Here is a 10,119-nt window from a genome sequence, read left to right as displayed (position 1 = left end):
GGAACGATGATCGCGCTCGCCATCGACGGCGTTCCCCGGCTTGGAGTGGTCAGCGCCCCCGCGCTCGGTCGCCGCTGGTGGGCGGCGGCGGGGCACGGCGCCTGGACGGCGACCGCGGGTGAGCCGAAACGGCTGGCCGTGTCATCCATCGACAGCCTCGACGACGCGAGCGCATGCTTCCAGAGCATCGCGCAGTGGGATGCCGCCGGCCGGCTGCCCGCGCTGGTCGCGCTCACGCGCCGGGTGTGGCGCGACCGCGCCTACGGCGACGTCTGGTCGTACATGCTGCTGGCCGAAGGCCGCCTCGAGATGGTGGCCGAGTTCGGTGTCAAGGAGTACGACATCGCGGCCGCCGTCGCGATCGTCTCGGAGGCGGGCGGGCGGTTCACGTCGTTCGACGGGGCCGAGACGATCTCGGCCCGCTCGACACTGGCAACCAACGGCATCCTGCACGACGCCTTCCTCGACCTGCTGCACTCTCCCGACGCTGCCCACCAACCCCACGACGACCAGCCCTCGGAGCCCGCACGATGACACCCCTGCACCGCGTCGGCTCCGCCCTCGCGATCGCCGTGGCGCTGAGCCTGGTCACGGCCTGCACCGCGCCCGCGCCCACCCCGTCGCCCACGCCCACGATCGACGACAGCGCGGCGAACACCCCGCCCCCGACGCCCGCCGAATCCGTCGCGCCCGCCGGTGGTTCCGATCCGACCTGCGAGACGATCATCCCCGCCGCCACCGTCGAGGATTTCGAGAGCCTCGGCTGGTCGGCCGAGCAAGACGACTTCCGGGTCGGAGCAACCATCATCGACGGCGGGCTCCAGTGCGTCTGGGCCGACCACGCGGGGCCGGCCACCGACCACGTGCAGATCTTCGGCTGGGCACCCATCGAGCAGGATGCCGCGTACGACGCGCAGGACAACCTCGTCGGCGAGGGCTGGGTGCGCGAAGACCAGCCTGACGGCGTCTACATCACCGAGAACCCCGAGACGACCATCTCGACCGACGAGAACGGCTACGGGATGACGTATCTGTTCGGCGACGGCTGGGTCAAGGTCGCCGACACGAAGCAGGGACTGCTGCTCGTGGTCTGGGGCGACTGAATTCCACGAGCGGTAGCGTCGAAGCACGCGATGCGTGTTGCCCGGCTGGGAGGTCATCGATGGATCACTTCGACACGATCGTGGTCGGCGCGGGCGTGGCCGGCCTGGTCGCCGCGCGGCTGCTCTCGAAGTCCGGCCGCAAGGTCGTGGTGCTCGAGGCCCGCGACCGCGTGGGCGGCAGGGTCGTGACCGACCGGCGGTACGGACTCGCCACCGACCTCGGGGCATCCTGGATTCACGGCATCACCGACTCCCCTGTCGCCGCCGCGGCCGAGGCCTTCGGCCTTCGCACCGTCGAGTTCACCGTCGGCGGCTACCAGCCCGACAGTCGCCCGATCGCCTACTACGGCCCGGATGGAAAGCGACTCTCGGATGCCGCCGCGCAGGGCTTCTTCGACGACATCCACGCGGTCGACGCCGCACTCCTTGAGGTGGTCGCGGAATCCGATCCGGATGCCTCGTACCGCGACGTGACCGAGGCGGCGCTCGCCCAGCAGGACTGGGACGCGCACCGCGCCCAGCGGGTCCGCGAGTACCTGGAGCATCGGTCGGAGGAGCAGTACGGTGCGTGGATCGAGGATCTCGCCGCGCACGGTCTCGACGACGACTCCATCGACGGGAACGAAGTGGTGTTCCCCAACGGCTACGACCGCCTCCCCTCGCGCCTCGCGGTAGGGCTCGACATCCGACTCACGCACGTCGTCACGCGCGTGCGCTGGTCGGCGGACGGCGTCACCGTGACGACCGACTTCGGCACCCTGACCGCCGACAACGCCATTGTCACGGTGCCGGTCGGTGTGCTGCAGGCCGACGACTTCGTCATCGAACCGCCGCTTCCCGAGCCGGTCGCGGGCGCCCTGAGCGGGCTCAAGATGAACGCGTTCGAGAAGGTCTTCCTGCGGTTCCCGACGAAGTTCTGGGACGACGGCGTGTACGCGATCCGGCAGCAGGGCCCCGAGAGCCGCTGGTGGCACTCCTGGTACGACCTCACTGCGCTGCACGGCACGCCGACGCTGCTGAGCTTCGCCGCGGGGCCGGCGGCGGTCGAGACCCGCGATTGGACCGAGGACCAGATCGTCGACTCGATCCTCACGCAGCTGCGCCGCCTGTACGGCGACGCGGTCGAGACGCCGACTCACGTCCACATCACCGACTGGCAGGACGACCCGTTCGCGCACGGTTCGTACGCCTACATGACGGTGGGCTCGACGACCGCCGACCACGACACCCTCGCGACGCCGGTGGGCGGAGTGCTTCACATAGCCGGCGAGGCGACCTGGACCGATGACCCGGCGACGGTGGCAGCGGCGCTCTACTCCGGTCACCGCGCGGCCGAGAACATCCTCGGGCACGCGATTCCCATCGAGACGGTGTGGATTCGGTGACTGTGCTCGAACAGCACGACGACATGAGCGCGGCGCAGCTGTCCAGACACGCCTTCGTCACAGCTCAGGCGATGGAGTGAGAGCCGGCTTGCGCTGGCCGCGGAGGTTCGCGACGCATGTCCCCGATGATCAACTTCCTTGACTAGTTGCCAACGAAGTTGATACTTGCACGTGAGTGACCACGGTCGAACGAAGGAGTTCGCATGCTTGCATCCATCACGTCCACTCCCCGCCGCTCTCGGCTCACATCCATCGGCGCGGCGGCCGCGGCGGGCGCAGTCCTGGCCGTCGCGCTGACCGCTTCGTCAGCGGCGGCGGCGAGCGGTGAGTACGCCGGCACCCTGGCTGACGGGACAGCTTGGAGGGCGGTGGTGCCCGACGACTGGAACGGGACGCTTCTGCTCTACAGCCACGGCTATCAGCCTTCGTTCGCCGGCCCTCGCGCGCCGGCGACGGTGGCTCCGAACCCCGCCACCGAGCAGCTGCTACTCGAACAGGGATACGCGCTGGTGGGATCGACCTACGAGGCGACCGGATGGGCTGTGCCCACCGCTCCCGACGACCAGCTCGAGTCATTGGATGCAGCTCTGGTTCAGATCGGCGAACAGCCGGATCACGTCCTCGCGTACGGAACATCCATGGGCGGCCTGGTCGCGGGGCGTCTCGCCGAGTCGGCGGGGGACGTTATCGCGGGCGCGATGCCGACCTGCGGTCTGATGGAGGGCGGCGTCGACCTGAACAACTACCAGCTCGACGGCTCGCATGCGATCGACGAACTCCTCGCCCCCGAACAGAAGATCCAGATCGAGGGGTATGCGAACCTCGGCGCTGCCTTCGGAACCGCGGCTGCGCTCAGCGGAGCAGTGGATGCCGGGCAGGCTACGCCCGAGGGTCGCGCGCGCGTCGCGCTCGCAGCGGCGCTGTTCCACCTCCCTGGGACGGACACCCACGATGCGGACCTCTGGCAGGAGTCGATGTACACCCTGCTGAAGCAGACGCTGGGATTCGTCACACCGGGTCGCTTCGACATCGAGACGGCGACCGGCGGCAACGCGACCTGGAACGTCGGCGTCGACTATGGCAGGCTCTTCCAACAGTCCGCGGATCGTCAGAAGGTCGCGGAGCTGTATCGTGCGGCCGGACTGGATCTGAAGGCCGATCTGGCGCAGCTCACCGACACCGCCGATATCGCTCCGGATGCCGGATCGGTGGAGGCCCTCACCTCCACGTCAGGGCTGACAGGCGCCCTGCAGGTGCCCGTGCTGACGATGCACACGACGATCGACATCTTGGCGCCGGTCCAGGTTGAAGAAGAGTACTCGGAGGACGTGCGCTCGCAGGGCGACAGTGCGATGCTCCGTCAGACGTTCGTCGACCGCGAGGGTCACTGCTCCTTCACCCCTGCCGAGATCGCAGCGGGCATCAGCGTTCTGGAGGATCGCGTGAACTCGGGTCACTGGGGTGGTGCGAGCAACTCCGTGCCACAACTCAACGCGCTGGCCGCCTCGCTGGATGACAGCGGCTCCGCGTTCGTGACCATCCCCCCGCGGGAGTTCGTCGGCGATCGAATCTGGGAGTAGAGGGTCCTCCGTTATCCGGCGGTCCGGTCGAGTGCGCGCTTTTCAGCGGCTTTCGCCCGGACCGCCGGGTTGTGACCGAGCTCCCGGTTACGTGGTCCCGCTTCAGATCAGGTCCTCCGCGACGCGGATGAGAACCTTGCCGGTGACGCCGCTTTCGACGGCGTCGTGAGCGGATGCCGTCTCTTCGAGCGGAAACCACGTCAGAGGCAGTCCTGCCTCGGTGCCGACCGGAAGAGCCCCTGCTTCGAGGGCGGCAGTGATGTCTTCGGCGGCCGCGACAAGCGCGTCCGGACCTACGGTGTACAGCAGAAGGCCCTGCCAGCGCGCGTTCTTCGCGAAGCTCGCGACGATCGGGACGGTGAAGTCTTCGCCGTTGTTGTTCGCGTAGTACGCGATGCTGCCGTGATTGGCGAGCACATCCACGTCGAGCGAAGCATTCTGGGCGGGCGCCACCTCGACGATGTGCTCGACTCCGCTCGGAGCGATGGCGATGATCTTCGCCGAGAGGTCGGCATCCGGGTACTGCACGACGTGATGCGCGCCTGCCGAGCGGGCCAGCGCCGCCTTCTCATCGCTGCTCACGGTGGCCACGACTGTTGCGCCTGCCCACACCGCGAGCTGGATGGCGGCGTGCCCCACGGCACCCGCTCCCCCGTGCACCAGCACCACTCGACCGTCGAGTGCGCCGGCCGCGAGCCTCGACGGTCCGAACTCGTGCACGGTGAGCGCGCGGTGGGCAGTCATCGCGGGCACGCCGAGGCTCGCCGCGACGTCGAAGGGAACGCCATCCGGCAGTCGTACTGCGCGGCTCGCGGGCACAACAGTGAACTCCTGCGCGGTGCCCGTCGGCCGCTGGTGGGCGGCAAGGAAGATCCATACGCGTTCGCCGACCTTGAGGTCGCTGACATCCGACCCGACGGCATCCACGACGCCGGCACCGTCCTGATTCGGTACGACCTCTGCGAACTCGAGCGGCTTGCCGCCCGCGCGAGCCTTCCAATCCGTCGGGTTGACACCTGAGACGGCGACACGGACGCGCACCTCTTCCGGCCCGGGCGCTGCCGGCTCGCGGGCGACGAGTTCGAGGACGGAGGAGGTGCCGTGCTGGGCGTAGATGATGGCGCGCATGGTCAATGCAAGGCGCCTGTCGCGATATACATTCCGGCGGATCTGAGTCGTGTCAGGAGGGCAGCCGGATGCCGGCGGATTCCAGATCCAGTCCGGCCAGCCGCCGCATGACGATCTCGTCGCCTCGGCGCCACGCGCCCATTGCATCGGCGTCGACTTTCGCAATCGTCGCGATCCCCTGATTGGTGAGCGCACGGAGGGCCAAGAGGTCTATTCCGACCCCGGCGCTCACAAGCGCCTTTGCGCGCCCGGCGCGGCGAACGAACCGGCCGCGCGTCAACAACCAGAGGAACAGGATCATGAGAATCGGCAGCACGGCTACTCCCGGGCCGAGCGTCAGCGCGAGCGTCTTCGAGGATCTGCCGCGTTCGGCGTCGCCCATAGTCAGAATAGAGTTTCACGGGCTCACGATTCCACAGAAGGGCCCAGCTCCCGCGAATCAACGCGGGAGCTGGGCCTGAATCACGTGACAGCGGTTGGTTTCGATACGGCGCAAGCGCCTACTCAACCCAAGTGTGGAGATGGGGGGAATCGAACCCCCGTCCATCGCTGTGTCTCTGCGCCTTCTACGGGCGTAGCCTGTGCTGACGTTCTACTCGGCCCCGACCTTTGCCACAGGCATCTAGGTCGACAGGCCCAGTCTGGAAAGAGTCCCGAGAGACGTCCAGACGCCGTCTCTCAGCAAGATCCCTAGATGACGCCAGGGTCCGTGTCGGGATCGACCACGGTCTGACGGACTATCGGGCTCGCTTACGCAGCGAGGGCGAAGTCAGTGCGATTTGATTCGGCACTTATTGGTTTTGCAGAGATCGTTTACGAGATAACCCTGCATCCTCGGCCCGCTTCTCGCAGGAGCTCAGGCGATGTCGAAACCGATCATCCCCATGGTCTCCCCTGCCTTGCGTTCGCAAGTATCACAGAGGCCGCTGTCACGCGCTGTGTAGTTGTCATTCCTCGCCACCTGAACGGTGCCGAGCGTCACAGTCTATAACGGATGCCGGACACGGGCCATTCCCCACACCCCGCGCGTAGAGTCGCAGCCATGAGCGAAGTGATCATCTCCGTCCGCGGCGAGCACGAGGACCGGATTCCGGCCGAGCTCGGGGTCGCGCGCGTCTCCGTTCGTCTCGACGGACCGAAGAGGGATGCCGTTCTGGCCGAGGCATCCGCCCTCTCCCAGCAGGTGCGCGATGAGCTGCAGGCGTTGCAGGGCGCCGCGTCGGTGACCCAGTGGTCGAGCGACCGGGTCTCGGTCTGGTCGGACCGGCCGTGGAGCCAGGACGGCAAGCGCCTCGCGCTCGTGCACCACGCCTCGGTCGGGGCTCGCGCGGAGTTCAGCGACTTCGCGGCGCTCTCGGACTGGGTGACCAAGGTCTCGGAGCGCGAGGGCATCACCGTCGAGTCCGTGACTTGGGAACTGACCCCCGACACCGCCAAGGCCACCGAACGCCAGGTCGCCGGCGGCGCCGTGCAGGTCGCCGTCGACCGTGCCACGGCCTACGCCGCGGCGATCGGGCTCGGGGGCGTCACCGCGCTCGAGATCGCGGATGTCGGCCTCTTGAGCAAGGGCGGCGAAGAGTCCGGGCCCGGCGCGCCGAAGATGATGCGCGCCCTGATGGCGGCCGACGCGGGCGGTGGCCCCGCGCTCGAGTTCGAGCCGCAGCCGATCGTCGTGCGCGCGGCCGTCGAGGCGCGGTTCGCGGCCCGCTGAACGGGATGCCGCGTGCTCGCGCGAGCGACGGATGCCGCGGCATCCACTCGCCGAAGCGTCGGGGTCAGTCGCCCAGCCGGTTGCGGGAGCGCATGGCGCGCTCGGCCTCGCGCTTGTCTTGGCGCTCGCGCAGCGTCTGGCGCTTGTCCCACTCGTGCTTGCCCTTCGCGATCGCGATCTCGACCTTGGCGCGGCCGTCCGAGAAGTAGAGCTTGAGGGGCACGAGCGTGTAGCCGCCGGCCGAGACCGCGTGGCTGAGCTTGATGATCTCGTCCTTGTGCAGCAGCAGCTTGCGCGTGCGCTTCGTGGCGTGGTTCGTCCAGTGCCCCTGCGAGTACTCGGGGATGTGCACGGCGTCGAGCCACGCCTCTCCCCCATCGATGTACGCGTAGCCGTCGGAGAGGTTCGCGCGCCCCTGGCGCAGCGACTTCACCTCGGTGCCGGTCAGCACGAGCCCCGCCTCATAGGTCTTCTCGATGTTGTACTCGTGGCGCGCGCGACGATTGGTCGCGACGACCTTCTCACCGCGTTCCTTGGGCATGACGACTCCTCGATGGATGCCGCGCGGAGCACACGGCAGCCCATCAGTCTACCCTTCGACAGGCTCAGGGACCGACGGGCACTACGCGCGCAGCCAGCGGCGGATCGCGAATCCGGCCGAGAGCGCGGCCAGCACGACCCCGATGAGGATCAGCACCGGGACGACGAGCAGGGCATCGCCCATGTCGACCCACGTCGTGACGAAGTCGACGCGGTCCCGCAGGTACTCGTTGACGCCGAAATGCACGCCGGCGAGCACGGCCGCACTGGCGAGGACGGAACCGATGAGGGCGGCGAACACCCCCTCCAGCACGAAGGGCGTCTGGATGAACCGATTGGATGCCCCCACCATGCGCATGATGCCGATCTCTTTCCGCCGGGCATAGGCCGATAGCCGGATGGTGGTGGCGATCAGCAACACGGCGGCGATCAGCATCAGGGCGGCGATGCCGACCGCGATGTAGGTCGCGACGGTCAGGGCCGAGAAGAGCGGTTCGAGGTATTGGAGCTGGTCCTTTACCTCCTCCACGCCGTCCTGGCCGCTGAACGCTTCGACGAGCACCTCGGACTGGGCCGGGTCGACGAGGTTCACCGAGAACGTCTCGTTGACCTGATCGGGCGTGATGACGCTCGCATAGTCGTCGCCGAGCAGGGCGATGAGGTTCGCGTAGGCCTCGTCGTGACTCTCGAAGTCGAAGCTCTGGATGAGCGGCGCGAGCGTGGGCCCCTCGAGTGCAGCCTGCACCTCTGCGACCTGTTCCGGGGTGGCCGCGCCACCCGCGCAGGTCGGCTGGGTCGAGACCGAGGTGCACATGTAGACCGCGACCTGTGCCCGGTCGACCCAGAAGTCGCGCATCGTGCCGATCTGCGCCTGCATCAGGATGGCCGCGCCCACGAAGGTGAGCGACACGAACGTCACGAGCACCACGGAGATGACCATGGAGGCGTTGCGGCGGAGCCCGGTGAAGACCTCCGACCAGATCAGGGCGAACCTCATGTCGTCGGCCCTACTTCTTCGTCGTCATTGCCCTCGAGGCCGAGGCGATCCGCGACGCCGAGTTCTGCGACGTCGATCTCGATCGCGGGCACGGCGATCGGGCTGGTGCGCGGGGGCGCCGCCGCATCCGGAGGCGTCGCCGCAACCGGGGGCGCCGCCCCTTCGGCGGGTTCGGGCGGGGCAACGGAGTCGGTGCCGTCCGCCTCGGTCGTGGCACCGTCGCGCTCTACCGCTTCCGACGCGAAGGCCGACGCAGGTGCCGACGCCACCGGCGCTTGCTCCCACTCCGGCTTCGGAGCCTCGTGCTGGGCCGCATCGGCTTCCGCGCCCGCAGGACTCGGAACCACGCTTTCCGGACCCGCAGCCACGTCCGCGGGGGTAACAGTCGCCGCGGAGGCCAGGTCTGCGGCCTCCGCCGACATCACTTCGCGCTGCAGCTCGAGCACCGCCGTCAGTGCCGCGACGCTCGCTGCCCCGCGCTCGACGAGCGGCACGAGCTTCGGGATGGCCGAGGTGTCGCCGTATCCGCCGCGGCGCTCGTCGCGCATGAGCACGCCGTCGCTCAGCTCGATGACGCGCCGCTGCATCTGGTCGACGAATCCGGCCTCGTGCGTCGCCATCAGAATCGTCGTGCCGCCGGCATTGATCCGCGCGAGCAGCTGCATGATGTCGACGGATGTCGCGGGGTCGAGGTTTCCCGTCGGCTCGTCGGCAAGCAGCACCTGCGGGCGGTTGACGAGGGCCCGTGCGATGGCCACGCGCTGCTGCTCACCGCCGCTGAGCTCGTGCGGAAACCGCTTCTCCTTGCCCTCGAGGCCGACGAGCCTCAGAGCTTCGGGAACGGCCTGGTGCACGAACCCGCGCGACGAGCCGATCACCTGCAGGGTGAACGCGACGTTCTGGAACACCGTCTTGGACGGCAGCAGCCGGAAGTCCTGGAACACGGCGCCAATGTGCCGGCGGAAATACGGTACGCGGCGATTGGAGAGCGTCCGCAGGTCGCGGCCGAGCACCACGACACGGCCGGCGGAGGGGATGTCTTCGCGCAGGATCAGGCGCAGGCACGAGGACTTTCCCGAACCCGACGCCCCGACCAGGAAGACGAATTCCCCGCGCTGCACCTCGAAGTCGACGTCAGCGAGCGCCGGCCGAACGGTGCCGCGATACTTCTTGGTGACGTTCTCGAAGCGGATCATGGCCTAACGAGCCTATGCGCGGAGCGCGCGAGCGCGTCGAGCGACACCCGGGCCACCGACATCCGCCGACCTGGGCGCTTAGTCCTCGAGGGGGCGCTTGCGCCAGCGGATGCCGGCGGAGATGAACCCGTCGAGGTCACCGTCGAACACGGCCGTCGGGTTGTTCACCTCGTGATCGGTGCGCAGGTCCTTGACCATCTGGTACGGCGCGAGCACGTACGAGCGCATCTGGTCGCCCCAGCTCGCGGTGATGACGCCGGCGAGGTCCTTCTTGATCGCCGCTTCCTGCTCCTTCTGGAGGATCAGCAGGCGCGACTGCAGCACGCGCATCGCCGCGGCACGGTTCTGGATCTGCGACTTCTCGTTCTGCATCGACACGGTCCGGGGGGACGCAGCGTAACGGCTTAGTGTTCGGCGACCACGCTTTTAATGATCATTGCTTGACAGCAACTAGCAAACCATCGCCGACAGGAAGCAGC

At 68.1% G+C, this 10,119-nt stretch carries 10 protein-coding genes, 1 other RNA gene and 1 pseudogene; 5 read left to right on the top strand and 7 right to left on the bottom strand.

All coding sequences use genetic code 11. The annotated features are described in order from the left end of the window. The 4 genes from VNT50_RS12265 to VNT50_RS12250 form a co-directional block, all read left to right on the top strand. Positions 1-534: inositol monophosphatase family protein (locus VNT50_RS12265; protein ID WP_325485399.1), on the top strand; the 534-nt coding region annotated here is incomplete at its 5' end. Then, positions 531-1,103, top strand: a complete 573-nt coding sequence (locus tag VNT50_RS12260; RefSeq protein WP_325485398.1) for a hypothetical protein — start codon at positions 531-533, stop codon at positions 1,101-1,103. The genes VNT50_RS12265 and VNT50_RS12260, both read left to right, overlap by 4 nt. 59 nt (positions 1,104-1,162) lie before the next feature. Continuing rightward, positions 1,163-2,488 (top strand): flavin monoamine oxidase family protein, encoded by a 1,326-nt coding sequence (locus VNT50_RS12255; RefSeq protein WP_325485397.1) that lies wholly within the window; start codon positions 1,163-1,165, stop codon positions 2,486-2,488. Positions 2,489-2,691: 203 nt separating this feature from the next. Further along, positions 2,692-4,068, top strand: a complete 1,377-nt coding sequence (locus tag VNT50_RS12250) for an alpha/beta hydrolase (protein ID WP_325485396.1) — start codon at positions 2,692-2,694, stop codon at positions 4,066-4,068. A gap of 102 nt (positions 4,069-4,170) precedes the next feature. On the opposite strand, the gene VNT50_RS12245 is transcribed toward VNT50_RS12250, so the two are convergent. From VNT50_RS12245 to ssrA, 3 genes are all read right to left on the bottom strand, one after another. After that, a complete protein-coding gene (locus VNT50_RS12245; protein WP_325485395.1) occupies positions 4,171-5,196 on the bottom strand; it encodes an NADPH:quinone reductase in 1,026 nt (341 codons plus the stop codon). Between the two features lie 52 nt (positions 5,197-5,248). Then, positions 5,249-5,578, bottom strand: coding sequence for a hypothetical protein (locus VNT50_RS12240; RefSeq protein ID WP_325485394.1), 330 nt, complete (start codon positions 5,576-5,578; stop codon positions 5,249-5,251). Between the two features lie 131 nt (positions 5,579-5,709). Further along, positions 5,710-6,080: a transfer-messenger RNA gene (gene ssrA, locus VNT50_RS12235) on the bottom strand. A 158-nt stretch (positions 6,081-6,238) separates the two neighbouring features. Between ssrA and VNT50_RS12230 the strand changes: the two genes are divergently transcribed. Then, positions 6,239-6,907: an SIMPL domain-containing protein gene (locus VNT50_RS12230; protein WP_325485393.1), complete on the top strand. Its 669-nt coding sequence runs from the start codon at positions 6,239-6,241 to the stop codon at positions 6,905-6,907. A 64-nt stretch (positions 6,908-6,971) separates the two neighbouring features. Here the strand turns inward: VNT50_RS12230 and smpB are convergent, their stop codons facing one another. From smpB to VNT50_RS12210, 4 genes and pseudogenes are all read right to left on the bottom strand, one after another. After that, positions 6,972-7,448 carry an SsrA-binding protein SmpB gene (gene smpB, locus VNT50_RS12225; RefSeq protein ID WP_325485392.1) on the bottom strand — a complete coding sequence of 159 codons (477 nt, stop codon included), beginning with the start codon at positions 7,446-7,448 and terminating at the stop codon, positions 6,972-6,974. An 81-nt stretch (positions 7,449-7,529) separates the two neighbouring features. Beyond that, a complete protein-coding gene (gene ftsX / locus VNT50_RS12220; RefSeq protein ID WP_325485391.1) occupies positions 7,530-8,444 on the bottom strand; it encodes a permease-like cell division protein FtsX in 915 nt (304 codons plus the stop codon). Next, a complete protein-coding gene (gene ftsE / locus VNT50_RS12215; protein ID WP_325485390.1) occupies positions 8,441-9,640 on the bottom strand; it encodes a cell division ATP-binding protein FtsE in 1,200 nt (399 codons plus the stop codon). Before ftsE ends, ftsX begins: the two co-directional genes overlap by 4 nt. Positions 9,641-9,718: 78 nt before the next feature. Next, positions 9,719-10,018, bottom strand: a pseudogene (locus tag VNT50_RS12210) (peptide chain release factor-like protein); the annotation flags it as partial. Positions 10,019-10,119 lie beyond the last annotated feature (101 nt).

The organism is Microbacterium sp. (assembly GCF_035554235.1).
Taxonomy (GTDB): Bacteria; Actinomycetota; Actinomycetes; order Actinomycetales; family Microbacteriaceae; genus Microbacterium.
This window is presented reverse-complemented; position numbering and strand designations above follow the sequence as displayed.